Genomic DNA, 18,446 nt, shown 5'->3' on the forward strand with positions numbered 1-18,446 from the left:
CTACCTGACAGAATTTCCAAGGAGACTTCCATGCGCCGAGCCGCAATCGTCACCCCCCTCCGTACTCCCGTCGGCACCTTCGGCGGCAGCCTGCGCCCCGTGTCCGTCGAGGAACTGGCCGCCACCACCGTGCGCGCCGTCGTCGAGCGCAGCGGCATCGACCCCGCCCGCATCGATGACGTGGTCTTTGCCCAGTCCTACGCCAACAGCGAAGTGCCCTGCGTGGGCCGCTGGGCTGCGCTGCAGGCCGGGCTTCCGGTCGAAGTGCCGGGCATGCAGCTGGATCGCCGCTGCGGCGGCGGCCTGCAGGCCATCGTCACCGCGTCGATGATGGTGCAGAGCGGCGCTGCCGACGTGGTCATCGCCGGCGGCGTCGAGAGCATGAGCAATATCGAGTACTACACCACCGACATGCGCTGGGGCTCGCGCTCGGGCAACGTGAAGTTCTACGACCGCCTCGACCGCGGCCGCGAGCGCTCGCAGCCGGTCGAGCGCTTCGGCAAGATCTCGGGGATGATCGAGACCGCCGAGAACCTGGCGCGCGACTACGGCATTACCCGCGAGCAGGCCGACGCCTTCTCCGTGCGCAGCCACGAACGTGCCGCGGCGGCGTGGGAGTCCGGCCGCTTCGACGCCGAGATCGTGCCGGTGCAGGTGCCGCAGCGCAAGGGCGACCCGGTCACGTTCGCGCGTGACGAGGGCTTCCGTCCCGGCACCTCGATGGAAAGCCTGGGCAAGCTGCGCGCGCTGATGCCGAACGGCACCGTCACCGCCGGCAACGCCAGCCAGCAGAACGATGCCTCGGCCGCCTGCCTGATCGTGGCCGAAGACAAGCTGGCCGAACTGGGCCTGACCCCGATGGCGACGCTGGTGGGCTGGGCCGCGGCGGGCTGCGAGCCGTCGCACATGGGCATTGGCCCGGTGCCTGCGGTGAAGAAGCTGCTCAAGCGCCTGAACCTGACGCTGGACCAGATGGACCTGGTGGAGCTGAACGAAGCCTTTGCCTGCCAGGTGCTGGCCGTGCTGAAGGGCTGGGAATGGAACGACCAGGACGCGATCGAGCAGAAGCTCAACGTCAACGGCTCGGGCATCTCGCTGGGCCATCCGATCGGCGCCACCGGCGTGCGCATCCTGGCCACGCTGCTGCACGAACTGCAGCGCCGTGGCGGCCGCTATGGCCTGGAAACCATGTGCATCGGCGGCGGCCAGGGTATCGCCGCGGTGTTCGAGCGCTGCTGATCGCGCCCTTTCATGTCCGCAGTACCGCACGGCCCCATCGAAGGCGAGGAGCCGTGCCTGCCTTCATGCATGGCTGTCTGCTTTATCCGCATCACGTAGGAGAAGTATCTTGATTTCCACCTCACGCCGCCATCTGCTGCTGTCCGGACTGGCCCTGAGCGCCGCAACCCTGGCCAGCGTCCCTGCAGCCGCGCAGGGCAACGGCCAGCCGGTCCGCCTCGTGGTCGGCTATGCCGCGGGCGGCCCCGCCGACCAGGCCGCGCGGTTGTTCGCGGCGTCGCTGGGCAAGACGCTCAACGCCAACGTCATCGTCGACAACAAGCCCGGCGCCAATGCCACGCTGGCCGGGTATGAAGTGGTGCGCGGCAAGCCGGACGGCTCCACGCTGTGGTTCGCCGCCAGCGCCGCGCTGACGGTGGCGCCCAACATCATGAAGAGCCTGCCGTTCGATCCGGCCCGCGACCTGACGCCGGTGGCACCGGTGGCGCGCTACTACAACATGCTGGTGGCCAATACCAAGGAACCGTTCAAGAGCACGCAGGAACTGGTCGCCTACGCCAGGACCCATCCCGGCAAGCTCAGCTACGGCTCCTCCGGCGTCGGCAGCTCCAACCACGTCGCCATGGCGCTGTTCGCGCGGCAGGCGCAGGTCGAGCTGAACCACATCCCCTACAAGGGGAATGCTCCTGCCATGACCGACACCATCGGCGGCCAGATCGACGTGATGTTCGACATCATCAGCACCGCCAGCAACTACGTGCAGAGCGGCAAGGTCAAGCCCATCGCCGTGGGTTCCCCCAGGCGCAGCCCGTCGCTGCCCAACGTGCCGACCTTCCGCGAGGCCGGCATCCCCGCACTGAAGGACTACGAGGCTGGCGGCTGGTACGCCATCTACGCGCCGAAGGGGCTGTCGCCGGAGCTGACGCAGAAGCTGGCAGCGGCGGTGAAGCAAGCCGTGGAAGACGGCGAGCTCAAGAAGCGCTACGCCGAACTCGGCTACGAGCAGTGGAGTGGCACCACGCAGGACGTCGTCAGCACCGCAGCGCGCGAGCGCGCGCAGTGGGCCGGCGTGCTCAAGGGCGTGACGCTGGACTGAGCCCCGCCCGCACCCTCACCTGCCCCCGCACATCGACCCGACACTGAGGAAAACCCGACATGATCCGCGATAACGACACCCTGGAAGCGCTGCTCGACAGCGTGCGGCGCTTCGTGCGCGAGCGCCTGGTGCCCGCCGAGGCACTGGTTGCCGAAACCGATGAGATCCCGCAGGACATCGTGCAGGACATGCGCGAGATGGGCCTGTTCGGCATGACCATCCCCGAGCGCTTCGGCGGGCTGGAACTGACCATGGAAGAGGAAGCGCGCGTGGTCATGGAGCTGTGCCAGACCTCGCCCGCGTTCCGCTCGCTGCTGGGCACCACCTTCGGCATCGGCTCGCAGGGCATCCTGATGGACGGCACGCCCGAGCAGCAGCAGGCGTGGCTGCCGCGCCTGGCCACCGGCGAGATCCTGGCCTCGTTCGCGCTGACCGAGCCGGATGCCGGCTCGGACGCTGGCTCGCTGCGCACCACCGCCATCAAGGATGGCGACCACTACGTGGTCAACGGCACCAAGCGCTTTATCACCAACGCGCCGCAGGCCGGCATGTTTACGCTGATGGCCCGGACCAATCCGGACATCAAGGGCTCGGCCGGGGTCTCGGCCTTCATCGTCGACGCGAAGACGCCGGGCATCAGCTTTGGCAAGCGCGACCTCAAGATGGGCCAGAAAGGCGCGCATACCTGCGACGTGATCTTCGAGAATGTGCGCGTGCCGGCGGCCAACCTGATCGGCCTGAAGGAGGGCCAGGGCTTCAAGACCGCGATGAAGGTGCTGGACAAGGGCCGGCTCCACATCGCGGCGGTCAGCGTTGGCGTGGCCAGGCGCGTGCTGCGCGACGCGCTCAACTACGCGCTCGAGCGCCAGCAGTTTGGCCAGCCGATCTGCGAGTTCCAGCTGATCCAGGCCATGCTGGCCGACAGCCAGGCCGAACTCTACGCCGCCGAATGCATGGTGATCGACGCCGCGCGCCGCCGCGACGAAGGCAGGAACGTTTCCACCGAAGCCTCTTGCTGCAAGATGTTCGCCACCGAGATGGTGGGCCGCGTGGCCGACCGCGCGGTGCAGATTCTCGGCGGTTCCGGCTATATTTCGGAGTTCGGCATCGAGCGCTTCTACCGCGACGTGCGCCTGTTCCGCCTGTATGAAGGCACCACGCAGATCCAGCAGGTCATCATCGCCCGCAACATGATCCGCGAGGCGCGCGGCGCCTGAGGGCCGGGCCGCCGAGATGCCCCCAACCTGCCCGTCCCGCGGGACGGGCAGCCAAGAAGCAACCGCCACGATTTCCATGACCGATTCCGCCGCCAATTCCCTTCCCGACCTGCCGCCCCCTTCGCCGCGCACGGGCGCGCTGAGCCACCTGCGCGTGCTCGACCTGTCGCGCGTGCTGGCCGGGCCGTGGTCCACCCAGAACCTGGCGGACATGGGCGCCGATGTCATCAAGATCGAGAAACCCGGCGAAGGCGACGATACCCGCCACTGGGGCCCTCCGTTCCTGTCCGGCGAGGATGGCGTGCCCACGCGGCAGGCCAGCTATTTCACCGCGGCCAATCGCAACAAGCGTTCGGTCACCGTGGACATGTCGAAGCCCGAAGGCCAGGCACTGATCCGCGAGCTGGCCCGCCACAGCGATGTCGTGGTCGAGAACTTCAAGACCGGCGGCCTCAAGCGCTATGGGCTGGACTACGAGAGCCTGAGCACGATCAATCCGCGCCTGGTCTATTGCTCGGTGACGGGCTTCGGCCATACCGGCCCGTACGCCGCCCGCCCCGGCTATGACCTGCTGATCCAGGCCATGAGCGGCCTGATGAGCATCACCGGCCATGCCGACAGCGAACCCGGCGGCGGTCCGATGAAAGTGGGCGTGGCGGTGATCGACCTGTTCACCGGCATGTACGCCACCACCGCGATCCTCAGCGCGCTGGAAGCGCGCCACTACACCGGCCGCGGCCAGCATATCGACATCGCCCTGCTGGACGTGGCGATGGCGGTGCTCGCCAACCAGGGCGCGGGCTTCCTCAATGCCGAGGACGTGCCGCGCCGCCAGGGCAATATCCATCCGAGTGTGGTGCCCTACCAGGACTTCCCCACCGCCGACGGCAACATGCTGCTGGCGATCGGCAACGATGGGCAGTTCGCGCGCTTCTGCGAGGCCGCGGGGGTGGACTGGGCGCGCGACGAGCGCTATGCCACCAACACCGGCCGCGTCAACAACCGCAAGGTGCTGATCGCGATGATGATGGAGCTGACGCGCACCCGCACCACCGCCGAATGGGTCGCGTTGCTCGAAGCCAATTCCGTGCCGTGCGGCCCGATCAACAATATCGCCCAGGCGTATGCAGACCCGCACGTGCGGTCGCGCGGCCTGCGCATCGAGCAGTCGCGCTATCCGGGCGAGCCGCCGCCCGCCGGCCAGAGCGTCAATCGGGTAGTGACCGCCGCCAGCCCGCTGCGCCTGTCGGAGACGCCGGCCACGCTGCGCTATGCCCCGCCGGCGCTGGGCCAGCACACCGAGGAAGTGCTGCGCGACTACCTGAAGCTCGATGCTGAGCAGGTGCAGGCGCTGCGCACCAGGGGCGTGGTGTAAGCCGATACGACGACAAGCCGCCCAGGCCCTCACACGGTTGCCCGAAGACCATGCGCATCGAACTCCAGGCTTTCTCGCCTACGCAGGTGTCGCGGCTGTTGCCGGCGTTCCCGCTGGTGATCGCCGCGACGCAAGGCAAGACCCTGGTGCGGCGCCGCGGCTTCGAGCGCCTGGCCGTACCCGGACAGTCCCTGGTGGTGGCGCCGTTCGAAACGGTCGACCTGTACCTCGACGGCGGCGCGCTGCAGCCGGCACGCTGCAGCCTCGGCATGCGCTTGCGGCCCGGCGGCACGCCCGCCGGCGTATCGGCTGGCCGCCGCGCAGCGACCTGGAGGCGGCGTTCTACGACTGGTTCGGACTGTCGCTGCACGCGCTGGCACGGTCCGGCACCAGGCGGCCGGCCCCTGCCGCCACGCGCGCCGCGGCGTTCGTGCCGCAGTGGCTGGAACAGCAGCTGGCCTGACGCGCGCGCTTTCGGCAAGCTCGAAAGCGGCCTTCACCGATCCGCGATTGCAGCGCACCTGCCGCGCACATACACTGGCGTCGTCCGGTTTTCCGGACGGTTTTCTACCCCGCACAAGGACTTTCCGCGCGATGCCTCCGGACCGAGCCAACCCGCAACGGATCAGCGATATCCCCCGCCATTGGGCCACCGCGGCCCCTGACCGCGCGGCCGTCTTCGAGGATGGCCGTATCGTGACCTTCGCGCAGCTGTGGCAGGGTATCGGCCACGCCCAGGACTGGCTGCAGGCGCAGGAGGTCGGCACCGGCGACCGGGTCATGGTCGTGGCCGAGAACTCCCTCGCCGTGATCACGCTGGTTTTCGCACTATCCGAACTCGGCGCATGGCCGGTGGTGGTCAACGCGCGCCTGTCGGAGCGCGAGATCGAAGTGATCCGCTCGCACTGCCAGCCGCGACTGATGCTGTTTACCCACGGCGCCTCGCCCGATGCGCTGCGGCACGGCGTGCGCTACCGTGCCCGCGAAATCGCGCCGGCCGGACTCGGCCCGCTGATGGCCAGCGCCCCCGACCGCGCCAGCGAACGCGAGCCCGAAGCCCTGGCACGCGAGGTCGCCGCGCTGATCTATACCTCCGGCACCACCGGGCAGCCCAAGGGCGTGATGGTGACGCACCGCGGCCTGCTGCATTTTGCCCGCGTCACGGTGGAATCGCGCCGCATGCAGCCGGACGACTGCGCCTATGCAGTCATGCCGATGTCGCATGTCTTCGGACTGGGCACGCTGCTGGTGTCGACCTTCCAGGCCGGCGCCAGCCTTTACCTGAGCGCACGCTTCAATGCAGCGGACGTCACCGCGGCGATCCGGCACGGGGCGATCACGCTGCTGCAGGGTGTGCCGACCATGTTCAGCCGCATCCTCGCGCATGTGCGTGCGAGCGGCGTGCCGCTGGCGCCATCGCCCAGGCTGCGCTACCTGTACACCGGCGGCGGGCCGCTCGACCCGACGCTCAAGCAGGAAGTCGAAGCGATGTTCGGCCAGCCGCTGCACCATGGCTACGGCATGACCGAGTACGCGGGCTCGCTGTTCGTCACGCGCATGGACCGGCCGCGCGGCGATTGCTCGGCGGGCGAGATCGTCGAGGGCGCCGAACTGCAGGTGGTCGGGCCCGATGGCCAGGCGGTGCCGGCCGGCGAACCCGGCGAGCTGTGGGTCAGGGGCCCCGGTGTCATGCGCGGCTATTACCGCGCGCCGGCACTGAGCGCGGAAGCGCTGCGCCCCGGCGGCTGGCTCAATACCGGCGACCTCGGCCGGCTGGGGCCAGACGGCGCGCTGTTCATCGTGGGCCGCACCAAGGACCTGATCATCCACTCGGGCTTCAACGTCTATCCGATCGAGGTCGAATCGGTGATCAACTCGCATCCGTCGGTACGCGTGTCGGCCGTGGTCGGCCAGCCTGCAGCGGACGGCAATGAGCAGGTGATTGCCTTTGTCGAGATCAAGGATGGCGAGAAGTTCGATGCGCAGGCGCTGCACGATTACCTCGTCGACCGTCTGTCGCCGTACAAGCGCCCGGAAAAAATCCTGCGCGTCGCCACCATCCCGACGACGGCCAGCGGCAAGCTGCTCAAGCACCAGCTCAGGCAGATGGTTTCGCGGCAGAAGTAGCGGTAACCGCGGCGGGGTCGATCAGTCCTGCCGCCCGAGCCCGTCCTCGACCAGCAGGTCGACCAGCTTGCGCGCAAACAGCGGCAACGCGCCGACATCCGCCACGCACACCTGCAGCTTGCGCTCGGCCCATTCGTCGTTGAGCTGGACGATGCGCAGCGCCATCGTGCCGGCGTGCCGCGCGGCCGTGCTCTCGGGCAGCACGCCGACGCCGACATTGGCTTCGATCATGCGGCAGGCGGTCTCGAAATTGCTGACCTGGACGCGCCAGCGCAGCTCTCGCTGCAGGTCGGCGGCGGCGCGCTTGAGGAAGTTATGAATGGCACTGGCTTCCGGCAGGCCGATGAAGTCGTAGTCGAGCGTATCGATGAAGTCGACGGTGTCGCGCTCGGCCAGCGGATGGCTCAGTGCGGTCGCAAGCACCAGCCGGTCACGCCGGTAGGGCATGACCTCCAACCCTTCGGTGCGCACATTGCCGGCGATGATGCCGATATCGACCATCCCCTCCTGCACCGCACGCACGATGTCCGGGCTGAGCCGCTCCTGCATGTCGATGGTCACGTCGGGATTGTTGACGAGGTAGGTGCGCAGCACCGCGGGCAGGAACTCGCTCATCGCCGTGGTGTTGGCAAAGACGCGCACATGCCCCTTTACGCCGGCCACGTATTCCTGCAGATCGCCGCTGAGCTGCTCCAGCTGCCGGATCACGCGGCGCGCGTGGGCCAGCAAGGTCTCGCCGGCACCCGTGATTTTCACGCCCTGGCTGCTGCGGCTCAGCAGCTTGACGCCGACATACTCCTCCAGGTTCTTGATGCGGGTACTGGCCGCGGCCAGCGACAGGTGGGAACGCTGCGCGCCGCCGGTCAGGCTCTGGGCCTCGGCAATATGCGTAAACAGTTTCAGATCGACCAGATCAAAGCGCATTACATCGTTCCCTAGCGTGTTACGGGATTATCGCGCAATGGCGGCGCCCGTACACGATGCCGGTGCGAATGCCGCACCGCCGGGGCGAATATCGCCCGGCGTCGGCGGCCTGTCCGCGGGCCGGCAAGTCTGGCTGGAAATCCCGGGAGGGCGCGGAATCGAGGACGCGGATTCCTTCAAGCACCTTGGACATCCCATGCTGGAAGCGATCGTGGCCGCCGCGCGCCTGCCAGTCAACGCAGGCCCCCGCGGTGTTCCGTGCTTCGAAAATGCCGGCCCGCGTCGGCGGGAAATGCGGTGCGGAAAACGCGCGACGCGGCTCACGCTACCGAACGCTGCCTTTCCGGACCGCGGTGCAGCGCGAGACGGCGCGCCGCATCCATGGACAGGCCAAAGCGGTCATAGAAAGCACAGTGGAGGTCGCTATTGGCGGGCCAGCCGGCAAAGCGCGCCAGGTCGGCCGTCGCCACGTGCCCCGACATGGTTTCGAACAGCACGCGCATCAGCCGCTGCGTCCGGCACAGGTCGGTCAGCGCGGTGCCTTGCGCGAACAGCGTGCGGCGCACCTGCGCCGTGGACATGCCGAGCCGTTCGGCGATGAATGCTGCGCTCCAGGCATATTGCGGCTGCAGGAATACCCGCTTGCAGATGCGGAGATGCAGCGCTGCCTGTGCCGCCGCGGGCATCACGCCGTGCAGTTCGAGACAGCAAGCAGCGGGTTGCGCGCCGCTGCCGTCGAGGTGCAGTTCGGTGGCTTCGAAGGCCGCCACGGCGATCTCCTGGCCCGGCAGCAGCACGCGCTCGTAGCCGCGCCGCCTGACCACCACCCGCCCGTGCGTGGCAGCGACCGACAGCGGAAATGCCAGCAGCAGCCGCTGCAGGCTGATATGCATGGGGGACTGCAGATGGACGCGCATGATGGCTCGGAAATCGGTCTGTGACGATGGCTATCATCGCCGCCCGCGAGAATTCCTGCCTCTGCAATTTCCGAACGCCGCATTCGCCGCCACCACACAGGCCCGCATCGCGGATGCTGGCGCGCTCCGCGGCGGTCAGTCGCGATAGGCCCACAGGTCGACCACGCGCTGCCGTCATCCGCCAGCAGGCGGAACGCGGCGGGCGCGAAGTGCCAGCACGCCAGTGGCAGGCGTACGCGCCGTCAGCGCCCGGTGTGGTGGCGCTGGCCGGGCGAAGCGCCCTTTGGTATCCGGTGATGGACGGACGCTGCGTTACCGGTGGCTTGTTACAGTTGCATGAACAACAATGCCGGTGTCCTGACCAGCCGGCGCTGTATCGACCGATCGAACAGTGGCCATCGAACGGCGCTGCGTGACCCGGCAGGCGCGGTGCCTGCGAGGCCACTGAAGGCCCGGATTCTTCCCATGTTCCCGCGGTCCAACCGGAACAGCGCAACCGCGAGGGTTGCTGCAGTTCACGCGAATTCTCTATCAGGACTTCCAGATGAAGCCGACCAAAGCCTGTCCGATTGTCCTGAGACGCACGCAGAACGGTCTCGAGATCCTGGCGTTCGAGCACCCCCTCTCCGGATTCCAGATCGTCAAAGGCACGATCGAGCCGGGTGAACCTCCGGCAGATGCCGCCGTGCGCGAGCTGCGCGAGGAGTCCGGCATTTCTGGCTTGGTGACTGCCGACCTGGGGTTGTGGGAATCCGGTTACGAACAACAGGTATGGTCGCTGCATCTCTGCGAGCCATCGCAGCCGCTGCCGGACACCTGGGAGCATCGCACGGCCGATGATGACGGCCACGTGTTCAGGTTTTTCTGGCACCCCTTGCGAGAGGCCCTCTCCGATCAGTGGCATTCCTTGTACAAGGACGCGCTGTCCACCATCGAAATGCGGCTGGCACGGACAGGAAAGTCCTAGAACGACATACAGGCGTGGCCGCGCACCCTGAGCACCGCTTCCTGCCGGAAGCGGACCTTGTACTCGCTGGCGATGGCGCGTGCCGCCGCCTCGCTGCGTTGGTCGGGGGCATGCACCAGACTGAGCACGCGCGTGGCTTCCCTGACGGCCTTGCCGTCCGCGCCGCGCCATTGGCCGGACGCCGGCCAGACCGTGAAGCCGTCCGGGAAGCGCGGTGCCACGGAGCCTTGCACAAAGGCGTCCCATTCCGCCTCGGACACCGTTCCGCCGGGCTTTTCCATGCCGAAGTAGATCAGTTCGGCGATTGCGGCTTGTTCTCCGGCCGCGCATGCGGGAGCCGGCAAGGCCGCGCAACCGGAAAGCGCGAACGCCAGCGCCAGCGCGATGGAGATGGCGATGGCGATGGCATTCCCGGGACGAGATAAAGACGAGCAGCGAATCCGCATCCGTGCAGAGTAGTGCAGCGCCCGGCCCGCGTAAATGGCAAGGGATGCCGGATGCGCCAGCTTTCCGGCAGCTCCTGTGGCATCAGCGGCTGTCGACGTCCAATACCGCCTGCGCAAACGCCACCGGCGCCTCTTGCGGCGGGTTGTGGCCGATCTTGCCGCTCAGCTGGCGGTGCTCGTAGCGCCCGGTGAACTTGCTCGCATACGAACTGGGCGCCGGGTGCGGCGCGCCGTTTGCGTCGGCTTCAATGGTGATGGTGGGCACGCTGATCGTCGGCGCGGTGGCAAGGCGTTTCTCGAACTCGTCGAAGCGCGGCTCGCCGGCGGCAAGGCTCTGCCGCCAGCGGTAGTTGTGGATGGTGATCGCCACGTGGTCGGGGTTGTCGAACGCGACGGCGCTACGATTGAAGGTGGCATCGTCGAACTCCCACTTCGGCGACGCCAGTTTCCAGATCAGTTTGGCGAACTGGTGCGTGTATTGCTGGTAGCCGGCCTGGCCACGGTCGGTGGCGAAGTAGAACTGGTACCACCATTGCAGTTCTGCCTCGGGCGGCAGCGGCTTCTTGCCGGCGGCCTGGCTGCCGATCAGGTAGCCGCTGACCGAGACCAGTGCCCGGCAACGGTCCGGCCACAGCACGGCCATGATGTCGGCGGTGCGCGCGCCCCAGTCGAAGCCGGCGACCACGGCGGTCTGGATGCGCAGCGCATCCATCAGCGCGATCATGTCGGCTGCGATCGCCGATGGCTGTCCGTTGCGCATCGTGGCGGACGACAGGAAGGTAGTCGAACCGAAGCCGCGCAGATAGGGAATGATCACGCGATAGCCGCGTGCCGCCAGCAACGGCGCCACGTCGACGAAGCTGTGGATGTCATACGGCCAGCCGTGCAGCAGCAGCGCGACGGGCCCGTCGGCCGGCCCGGCTTCGGCATAGCCGACGTTCAGCACGCCGGCATTGACCTGGCGGAGCGCCGCGAACTTCGTATGGGTGCCTGGCGTGGTCGACGGCAACGGCGCGGTCTTGGCTAGGCCGGCCTCGGGACGGGCGGCTTGTGCCAGGCCGGCGTGCGCGGCGGCGAGCGTCAGCGCGGCAGCACCGAGGAAGCCGCGGCGCGGCAGGTCGATGGTGTTTGACATCCTTCTCTCCTATCGGGTGATCGAACCAGCCACCAGTCTAGGAGGCGCTCGCAAGCGCAATGTGTCGGGCACCCCGCCGTCTTGTATCGCTGTGTATCCGGGTGCGGATGCCAGATACGCCGATACAAAAAACAGGGCGAAAAAAGGCCGCTCCGGAGAGCGGCCCTTCCCGCCGGCGCCAAATCCGCGGCGTCAGTCGTCCAGCAGCGACAGGTCGCGCACGGCGCCCTTGTCGGCCGACATGACCAGCTTGGCATAGGCTTTCAGCGCGGCCGACACCTTGCGCGGACGCGCCTTGACCGGCTTCCAGCCCCGGGCGTCCTGCTCCTCGCGGCGGCGCGCCAGTTCCTCGTCGGACACCAGCACGTCAATGGAGCGGTTGGGAATGTCGATGCGGATCCTGTCGCCATCGCGCACCAGGCCGATCGCGCCGCCGGCTGCCGCCTCGGGCGAGCAGTGGCCGATCGACAGGCCCGAGGTGCCGCCCGAGAAGCGGCCGTCGGTCAGCAGCGCGCACGCCTTGCCCAGGCCCTTGGACTTGATGTAGCTGGTCGGATACAGCATTTCCTGCATGCCGGGGCCGCCCTTGGGGCCTTCGTAGCGAACGATCACCACGTCGCCGGCCTTGACCTTGTCGTTCAGGATGTTCTCGACCGCCTCATCCTGCGACTCGGTGACATGCGCCGTGCCCTCGAACACCAGGATGCTCTCGTCCACGCCGGCGGTCTTCACCACGCAGCCGTCGCGCGCAATGTTGCCGCGCAGCACGGCCAGGCCGCCTTCCTTCGAGAAAGCATGCTCATAGGAACGGATGCAGCCCTCCGCACGGTCCAGGTCCAGGCTCGGCCAGCGGGTATTCTGGCTGAACGCCACCTGCGTCGGGATGCCGGCGGGGCCGGCCATGTAGAAATGGCGGACCGCTTCGTCCTGCGTGCGGCCGATATCCCACTGCTCCAGCGCATCCTTGAGCGACGGGGCGTGGACCGTCGGCACGTCGGTATGCAGCTTGCCGGCGCGCTCCAGCTCGCCCAGGATCGCCATGATGCCGCCGGCGCGGTGCACGTCTTCGATGTGGTACTTGTTGGTATTGGGCGCGACCTTGCACAGCTGCGGCACGACCCGCGAGAGGCGGTCGATGTCGTCCATGGTGAAGTCGATGCCCGCTTCCTGCGCGATCGCCAGCAGGTGCAGGATGGTGTTGGTCGAGCCGCCCATGGCGATATCCAGCGTCATGGCATTCTCGAACGCCTTGAAGCCCACCGAGCGCGGCAGCACGCGCGCGTCTTCCTGCTCGTAGTACTGGCGTGCCAGTTCCACGATGCGGCTGCCGGCGCGCTTGAAAAGTTGCTCGCGGTCGGCGTGGGTCGCCACCACCGTGCCGTTGCCCGGCAGCGACAGGCCCAGCGCCTCGGTCAGGCAGTTCATGGAGTTGGCCGTGAACATGCCCGAGCACGAACCGCAGGTGGGGCATGCGGAGCGCTCCACCTCGGCCACGTCGGCGTCAGAGTAGGCGCTGTCGGCGGCGATCACCATGGCGTCGACCAGGTCGAGCTTCTTGAACTCGACGGCCTTGGTGACGGGGTTTGCCAGGCGCGTCTTGCCGGCTTCCATCGGGCCGCCGGAGACGAAGATCACCGGGATGTTGAGGCGCATCGCGGCCATCAGCATGCCCGGGGTGATCTTGTCGCAGTTGGAGATGCACACCATGGCATCGGCGCAGTGCGCGTTGACCATGTACTCGACCGAGTCGGCAATGATGTCGCGGCTGGGCAGCGAGTACAGCATGCCGTCGTGGCCCATGGCGATGCCGTCATCGACCGCGATGGTGTTGAATTCCTTGGCCACGCCGCCGGCAGCCTCGATCTCGCGCGCGACCAGCTGGCCCAGGTCTTTCAGGTGCACGTGCCCGGGCACGAACTGGGTGAACGAATTGACCACCGCGATGATGGGCTTGTTGAAATCTTCGTCTTTCATGCCGGTGGCACGCCACAGCGAGCGGGCCCCCGCCATGTTGCGGCCGGCGGTGGAGGTTTTGGAACGGTATGTGGGCATTGTTTTGCTAAGGAATGTCGCCAGAAAGGTTGCGGGCCACGGGATGAACGGCCTTGCGCGCGCCCGTGCGGACAACCTCTTGAGCTGCGCCCTGGGCAAACCGGGGATTATCCCATAACAGTTCGTGTCTCAGGTTCCGGCGCGGGCGGCCGATGGGAAGGATCACAAAGATGCCGAAAAATGCACTTCCATCCTGCGTGATCCTGCGTAAGACACCGCCCGATACACCGCACCCGGGGCGCGCCCCTAGACTTGAATCGCGGGCGCCCTCGTGGCGCGGCTGAGGCGCGCAAGTCTTATGGCAACGAACCCAAGGGCGACAACGGCCAGGCGCCGCGCTGCGGAGCGGCCGGACAGCCTTCAGGATTACCAGCACAAGCGGAATTTCCACATCACCCCCGAGCCCGCCGGCATACGGCGCAGGGGGAAGGCGCAGCCGTTGCGTTTCGTGGTGCAGAAGCACTGGGCGCGGCGGCTGCACTACGATTTCCGGCTCGAACTGGACGGCGTGCTGCTGAGCTGGGCGGTGCCCAAGGGGCCCAGCTACGATCCTGCCGAAAAGCGCATTGCCATCCATGTCGAAGACCATCCGCTCGACTATGCGGATTTCGAAGGCGAGATTCCGCCGAAACAGTACGGCGCCGGCTCCGTCATTGTCTGGGACCGCGGCACGTGGGCGCCGGTCGGCGACGCGCGTGACGGCATGGCAGCCGGCAAGCTGGTGTTCGACCTGTTCGGCGAGAAGCTGGCCGGCCGCTGGGAGCTGGTCCGCATCGCCAGGCCGGGCGACCAGTCGGAACAGTGGATCCTCTTCAAGAAGCGCGACGCGTGGGCGCGGCCGTTGTCGGAGTTCGACGTGCTGGCCGCGCTGCCGGACAGCGTCATCGCCAGGCCACTGGGCGCCCTGAACCAATCCGGGCAAGGCCCGGTTGCAGATGCGGCCGAGGCCATCCGGCACGCCCCGCGCGCGCCGCTCCCGGCCAGGCTGGCCCCGCAGCTTGCAACGCCTTCGCCCACGCTGCCGGACGGCGCCGGCTGGATCATCGAAACCAAGTTCGACGGCTACCGCATCCTGGCGAGGATCGACGATGCGCGGGTGACGCTGTTCACCCGCAACGGACATGACTGGACCCGCAAGCTTGGCTCGCTGGCCGCAGAGATCGAGACGCTCGATATCTCGCAAGGCTGGCTCGATGGCGAGATCGTCGTGCTGCGCGACGGCATGCCGGACTTCAATGCTCTGCAGAATGCCATCGACGGGCAACGCCATGACGCCATTGTCTTCTTTGCCTTCGACCTGCCTTACTGGGAAGGCCGCGACCTGCGCGACTTGCCGCTGACGCAGCGCCGGGAAAAGCTGGCCACGCTGGTCGGCACGGGCAGTGACCGGGTCCGCTTCAGCGAGGCCTTCGAAGCACCTGCCGCGCAGATGTTCCAGGCGGCGTGCCAGCTCGGGCTGGAAGGCCTGATGTTCAAGCGGGCGGACGCCGCCTACGTTTCCGCGCGCACGCAGAGCTGGCTGAAGATCAAGTGCAAGCTGCGCCAGGAATTCGTCATCGGCGGGTTCTCGGACCGCGAAGGGTCGAAGACTGAAATCGGCAGGCTGCACCTGGGCGTATATGGCGAGGGCGACAAGGCTGAGGGCGACAAGGGCGACCTGCTTTACGTCGGCGGCGTCGGCACCGGCTGGGACAGCGAGATGGCCGCGAAGCTGCACAAGCGGCTGGCGGCATTGCAGGTCGACGACAGCCCTTTCTCCAACGAGGCGCGTGGCAGCCGGCGCTGGGGCGGTCGCCGCCCCGCCGTGCCGCGATGGGTCAAGCCAACGCTGGTGGCGGAGGTCGAGTTCTCCGACTGGACGCCGGACGGCCAGGTCCGCCATGCCTCCTTCAAGGGCTTGCGCACCGACCGGCCCGCCAGGTCGATCCGGCGCGAAGCGGTCCAGACCGCCGTGACGCCGCATGGCATGGCCGCCATCAAGGTCACCAACCCCGAACGCGTCATCGACAGCTCCAGGGGCATCACCAAGGTCGAACTGGTGCGCTACTACGAGAGCGTCGCCAGCATGATGCTGCCGCACCTCGCCGACCGCCCGCTGTCGCTGGTACGCGCGCCGGAAGGCATCGACGCGCCAACGTTTTTCCAGAAGCACGCGGAAACGGCAATGCCCGGGCTGACCGAGCGCCCGGCCTCGCTCTGGCCCGGCCACGGCGCGCTGCTGACGGCCGACTCGGCCGAAGCCATCGTCGCGGCGGCCCAGATGAATGTGGTCGAGTTCCATACCTGGAACTCCACCGCACGCCAGATCGACCGCCCCGACCGGGTCATCTTCGATCTCGATCCCGGCGAAGGCGTGCCGTGGGAATCGATGCTCGAAGCGGCCATGCTTGTGCATACGCTGCTCGATGAACTTGGCCTGCAGTCCTGGCTGAAGACCAGCGGCGGCAAGGGCCTGCACGTGGTGGTGCCGCTGGCGCCGCGCCGCTCGTACGATGAAGTCAAGGCGTTCTCCCGGGCGGCCGTGCAGCACCTGGCCGCCACCCTGCCCCGGCGCTTCACCGCCCGCCCGGGCGCGGCCAACCGCAAGGGGCGGATTTTTGTCGACTACCTGCGTAACGGCTTTTCCCAGACCACGGCGGCCGCCTTCTCGGCGCGGGCCAGGCCGGGGCTCGGGGTCTCGATGCCGGTGTCGTGGGAGCAACTTGGCAAGCTGAAAAGTGGCGCACAGTGGACCATCCGCGATGCGCGCGAGTACCTCAGCTTCCAGGTCGCGGACCCGTGGCAGTCCTATTGGGACACGCGCCAGACTTTGACCGCCGCCATCGAGCGCTTAAGCTGATTCCAGCCGTACTGCATTGCGGAGACTTCCATGCCTGCCCGTTCCCTCGCCTCGCTGTCCCTCTCCTTCGGCCTGGTATCGATCCCCGTCAAGCTCTACACGGCCACCGAAACCAGCTCGGCGGTGCGCTTCAACCTGCTGAGCAAGGAAGGCTCGCGCCTGAAGCAGCAGTACATCTCCGAGCAGACGCAACAGGTTGTCGAGCGGGCCGAGATGGTGAAGGGCTATGAATTCGAAAAGGGCCGCTTCGTGACCTTCTCGCCCGACGAACTCAAGGCGCTGGAAGAAAGCGCCAGCCACATGGTCGATATCGTCGCGTTCATTCCCGAGCAGAGCGTCGATCCGCTGTACTACGACAAGGCCTATTTCATCGCGCCGGACAAGCGCGGCGGCAAGCCTTACAGCCTGCTGCGCGAAGCCATGGCCAGGACGGGACGCTGCGCGATTGCCAAGTGGGCCGCCAAAGGCAAATCGCATATCGTGCAGATCCGGCCGGTCGAAGGCGGACTGGTGTTCCAGCAGTTGCTGTTCGCCGACGAAGTGCGCAATATCGCGGAATTGCATATCGAGGAGGTAGCGGTCTCGGATGCCGAACTGAAACTCGCGGTCCAGCTGATCGAGCAGGCATCGGAAGAGCAATACGACCCGACGCAGTACCAGGACGAAGAAAAGGCGAGGGTTCTCGCCGCCATCGATGCCAAGATCGCCGGCAAGCAGATCGTGTCGCCGGAGCCGGCCGAGGTTGCCGCCGGCGGCGAGGTCATCGACCTGATGGATGCGCTGCGCGCCAGCCTGTCGAAGAAGGCAGCGCCGGCGGCCAAAGGCAAGGCCGCCGCCGACACTGCGTCCGCCCGCCGTCCCGGCAAGCGCGCCGCAACCCCGGCAGCGCCCACGCCGATCCGGCGCACCGCGAAGAAATCGGCGTGAACCGCGGCGAAGGCCTGACCACGCGGGCGCTGGAGGCGCGCCTGGGCGTGTCGCGCCGGCTGATCGGCAGCCTGGTCAGCGCCGGGCTGGTCACGCCCGCGCGCGGCCCGCGCGGCGAGCATGTGTTCTCGTTCCAGGACGTGGTGCTGATCCGCACGGCTGCCTCGCTACACCAGGCACGCGTCGCGCCGGCGCAGATCCTGCGGGCGCTGCAGCGGCTGGAACGGCTCGCGCCGGACCGGCACCTGTCGGGCGTGCGCATGTCCGCCAGCAGCGGCAAGGTCTCGGTGCGCGACCGGCACGGCGCGTGGCTGGTGGAGAGCGGGCAGCGGCTGATGGAATTCGAGCCGGCGCCGGATGAAATGCGCGTGGTGGAACTGGCGCGTGCCGCCGCCAGCGAAACAGCGGCCGACGACGCCTTTGCGCGCGCACAGGCGATCGAGCCCGTCGATGCCGTGGCCGCGGAAGCCGGCTACCGGCGCGCGCTGTCGCTGTCGCCCGGCATGCTGGACGCCTACCTGAACCTGGGCTGCCTGCTGTCCGACCAGCAGCGCTTCGACGACGCGATCGCGCTCTATGAAGGCGCGCTGGGCTGGCTGCCGGAGGCACCGCAGCTGCATTTCAACCTGGGCGTCGCGCTGGAAGATATCGGTGCGCCCCAGTCGGCGCTGGCGGCGTACGATCGTTGCATCGAGCTTGCGCCCGGCGATGCGGATGCGCATTACAACGCCGCGCGGCTGCATCATGAGCTGGGACACTTCCAGAAGGCGGTGCGGCACTTCAACCAGTATCGCAAGCTCAACCGGGCGGACTAGCAGGACGGGCGCACGGCCCCGGGACGAACGAGGCCTATTAGCCTCCGCGAAGCAGCGGCCGCTTCAGCTGAAGCGCTCGCGCATCACCAGCGCGCTGACCTTGTGACCATGCCAGAACATCTGGTGGATGCGGCCCTTGAGCTTGTCCAGGGTCTCGTCGTCAAGCGTGTCGAAGGTCAGCCTGACCGCAGGCCGGCTGCCGTCGCCATCCATGTGCTCGATGGTGTTGTATTCCGGGAAGCCGTATTTCACCAGAAAGGCGCCGATCTCTTCGTCGGTGACGGCGGCATCGAGGTTGCTAAGCATGAGAACGGACATGGATCACCTCCGCAGTCAGTACAAGGGCGACGGACATTCCCTCGCCCGGGGG

16 protein-coding genes are annotated in these 18,446 nt (G+C 67.4%); 10 read left to right on the plus strand and 6 right to left on the minus strand.

What is annotated here, in order from left to right; genetic code table 11:
* Positions 1 to 30: 30 nt before the first annotated feature.
* From J8I82_RS05670 to J8I82_RS05695, 6 genes are all read left to right on the plus strand, one after another.
* Positions 31 to 1,239 (plus strand): acetyl-CoA C-acetyltransferase, encoded by a 1,209-nt coding sequence (locus tag J8I82_RS05670; RefSeq protein WP_209755199.1) that lies wholly within the window; start codon positions 31 to 33, stop codon positions 1,237 to 1,239.
* Positions 1,240 to 1,348: 109 nt separating this feature from the next.
* Entirely contained in the window at positions 1,349 to 2,335 is a 987-nt protein-coding gene (locus J8I82_RS05675) for a Bug family tripartite tricarboxylate transporter substrate binding protein (protein ID WP_209755201.1), read from the plus strand.
* A 59-nt stretch (positions 2,336 to 2,394) separates the two neighbouring features.
* Positions 2,395 to 3,552, plus strand: coding sequence for an acyl-CoA dehydrogenase family protein (locus tag J8I82_RS05680; RefSeq protein WP_209755204.1), 1,158 nt, complete (start codon positions 2,395 to 2,397; stop codon positions 3,550 to 3,552).
* Positions 3,553 to 3,628: 76 nt separating this feature from the next.
* The gene (locus J8I82_RS05685; RefSeq protein WP_209755206.1) at positions 3,629 to 4,927 is read left to right on the plus strand and encodes a CaiB/BaiF CoA transferase family protein; all 1,299 of its coding nucleotides are present in this window, start codon (positions 3,629 to 3,631) and stop codon (positions 4,925 to 4,927) included.
* Between the two features lie 50 nt (positions 4,928 to 4,977).
* The gene (locus J8I82_RS05690) at positions 4,978 to 5,592 is read left to right on the plus strand and encodes a hypothetical protein (RefSeq protein WP_209755207.1); all 615 of its coding nucleotides are present in this window, start codon (positions 4,978 to 4,980) and stop codon (positions 5,590 to 5,592) included.
* Positions 5,522 to 7,054, plus strand: a complete 1,533-nt coding sequence (locus J8I82_RS05695; protein WP_209755209.1) for a class I adenylate-forming enzyme family protein — start codon at positions 5,522 to 5,524, stop codon at positions 7,052 to 7,054. Before J8I82_RS05690 ends, J8I82_RS05695 begins: the two co-directional genes overlap by 71 nt.
* A gap of 21 nt (positions 7,055 to 7,075) precedes the next feature.
* On the opposite strand, the gene J8I82_RS05700 is transcribed toward J8I82_RS05695, so the two are convergent.
* Both J8I82_RS05700 and J8I82_RS05705 read right to left on the minus strand, forming a co-directional pair.
* Entirely contained in the window at positions 7,076 to 7,978 is a 903-nt protein-coding gene (locus J8I82_RS05700; RefSeq protein ID WP_209755211.1) for a LysR family transcriptional regulator, read from the minus strand.
* 320 nt (positions 7,979 to 8,298) lie between these two features.
* Positions 8,299 to 8,871: an AraC family transcriptional regulator gene (locus J8I82_RS05705; RefSeq protein ID WP_245179464.1), complete on the minus strand. Its 573-nt coding sequence runs from the start codon at positions 8,869 to 8,871 to the stop codon at positions 8,299 to 8,301.
* Positions 8,872 to 9,439: 568 nt separating this feature from the next.
* On the opposite strand from J8I82_RS05705, the gene J8I82_RS05710 reads away from it, so the two are divergent.
* Positions 9,440 to 9,862, plus strand: coding sequence for an NUDIX hydrolase (locus tag J8I82_RS05710; RefSeq protein WP_209755215.1), 423 nt, complete (start codon positions 9,440 to 9,442; stop codon positions 9,860 to 9,862).
* Here the strand turns inward: J8I82_RS05710 and J8I82_RS05715 are convergent.
* From J8I82_RS05715 to ilvD, 3 genes are all read right to left on the minus strand, one after another.
* Positions 9,859 to 10,308 (minus strand): DUF3574 domain-containing protein, encoded by a 450-nt coding sequence (locus tag J8I82_RS05715; protein ID WP_209755217.1) that lies wholly within the window; start codon positions 10,306 to 10,308, stop codon positions 9,859 to 9,861. The genes J8I82_RS05710 and J8I82_RS05715 overlap by 4 nt on opposite strands.
* Positions 10,309 to 10,390: 82 nt before the next feature.
* Positions 10,391 to 11,443 (minus strand): alpha/beta fold hydrolase, encoded by a 1,053-nt coding sequence (locus tag J8I82_RS05720; RefSeq protein WP_209755219.1) that lies wholly within the window; start codon positions 11,441 to 11,443, stop codon positions 10,391 to 10,393.
* 192 nt (positions 11,444 to 11,635) lie between these two features.
* Entirely contained in the window at positions 11,636 to 13,495 is a 1,860-nt protein-coding gene (gene ilvD / locus J8I82_RS05725) for a dihydroxy-acid dehydratase (protein WP_209755221.1), read from the minus strand.
* Between the two features lie 298 nt (positions 13,496 to 13,793).
* On the opposite strand from ilvD, the gene ligD reads away from it, so the two are divergent.
* From ligD to J8I82_RS05740, 3 genes are read left to right on the plus strand one after another with little or no spacing between them, the layout of a single operon-like run.
* The gene (ligD, locus tag J8I82_RS05730; RefSeq protein WP_209755222.1) at positions 13,794 to 16,334 is read left to right on the plus strand and encodes a DNA ligase D; all 2,541 of its coding nucleotides are present in this window, start codon (positions 13,794 to 13,796) and stop codon (positions 16,332 to 16,334) included.
* A 30-nt stretch (positions 16,335 to 16,364) separates the two neighbouring features.
* Entirely contained in the window at positions 16,365 to 17,261 is an 897-nt protein-coding gene (gene ku / locus J8I82_RS05735; protein ID WP_209755224.1) for a non-homologous end joining protein Ku, read from the plus strand.
* Positions 17,258 to 18,076, plus strand: coding sequence for a tetratricopeptide repeat protein (locus tag J8I82_RS05740; RefSeq protein ID WP_209755226.1), 819 nt, complete (start codon positions 17,258 to 17,260; stop codon positions 18,074 to 18,076). Before ku ends, J8I82_RS05740 begins: the two co-directional genes overlap by 4 nt.
* Positions 18,077 to 18,139: 63 nt before the next feature.
* Here J8I82_RS05740 and J8I82_RS05745 read toward each other — a convergent pair whose 3' ends face one another.
* Positions 18,140 to 18,394 (minus strand): RNA-binding protein, encoded by a 255-nt coding sequence (locus J8I82_RS05745; protein WP_209755228.1) that lies wholly within the window; start codon positions 18,392 to 18,394, stop codon positions 18,140 to 18,142.
* Positions 18,395 to 18,446: the final 52 nt, after the last annotated feature.

This window comes from Cupriavidus consociatus (assembly GCF_017814975.1).
In the GTDB taxonomy this organism is placed as follows: Bacteria; Pseudomonadota; Gammaproteobacteria; order Burkholderiales; family Burkholderiaceae; genus Cupriavidus; species Cupriavidus consociatus.

Coding starts and splice junctions, on each gene's coding strand:
- J8I82_RS05670 (WP_209755199.1), top strand. CDS start 31: ATGCGCCGAGCCGCAATCGTCACCCCCCTCCGTACTCCCGTCGGCACC.
- J8I82_RS05680 (WP_209755204.1), top strand. CDS start 2,395: ATGATCCGCGATAACGACACCCTGGAAGCGCTGCTCGACAGCGTGCGG.
- J8I82_RS05685 (WP_209755206.1), top strand. CDS start 3,629: ATGACCGATTCCGCCGCCAATTCCCTTCCCGACCTGCCGCCCCCTTCG.
- J8I82_RS05690 (WP_209755207.1), top strand. CDS start 4,978: ATGCGCATCGAACTCCAGGCTTTCTCGCCTACGCAGGTGTCGCGGCTG.
- J8I82_RS05695 (WP_209755209.1), top strand. CDS start 5,522: ATGCCTCCGGACCGAGCCAACCCGCAACGGATCAGCGATATCCCCCGC.
- J8I82_RS05700 (WP_209755211.1), bottom strand. CDS start 7,978: ATGCGCTTTGATCTGGTCGATCTGAAACTGTTTACGCATATTGCCGAG.
- J8I82_RS05705 (WP_245179464.1), bottom strand. CDS start 8,871: ATGCATATCAGCCTGCAGCGGCTGCTGCTGGCATTTCCGCTGTCGGTC.
- J8I82_RS05710 (WP_209755215.1), top strand. CDS start 9,440: ATGAAGCCGACCAAAGCCTGTCCGATTGTCCTGAGACGCACGCAGAAC.
- J8I82_RS05715 (WP_209755217.1), bottom strand. CDS start 10,308: ATGCGGATTCGCTGCTCGTCTTTATCTCGTCCCGGGAATGCCATCGCC.
- J8I82_RS05720 (WP_209755219.1), bottom strand. CDS start 11,443: ATGTCAAACACCATCGACCTGCCGCGCCGCGGCTTCCTCGGTGCTGCC.
- ilvD (WP_209755221.1), bottom strand. CDS start 13,495: ATGCCCACATACCGTTCCAAAACCTCCACCGCCGGCCGCAACATGGCG.
- ligD (WP_209755222.1), top strand. CDS start 13,794: ATGGCAACGAACCCAAGGGCGACAACGGCCAGGCGCCGCGCTGCGGAG.
- ku (WP_209755224.1), top strand. CDS start 16,365: ATGCCTGCCCGTTCCCTCGCCTCGCTGTCCCTCTCCTTCGGCCTGGTA.
- J8I82_RS05745 (WP_209755228.1), bottom strand. CDS start 18,394: ATGTCCGTTCTCATGCTTAGCAACCTCGATGCCGCCGTCACCGACGAA.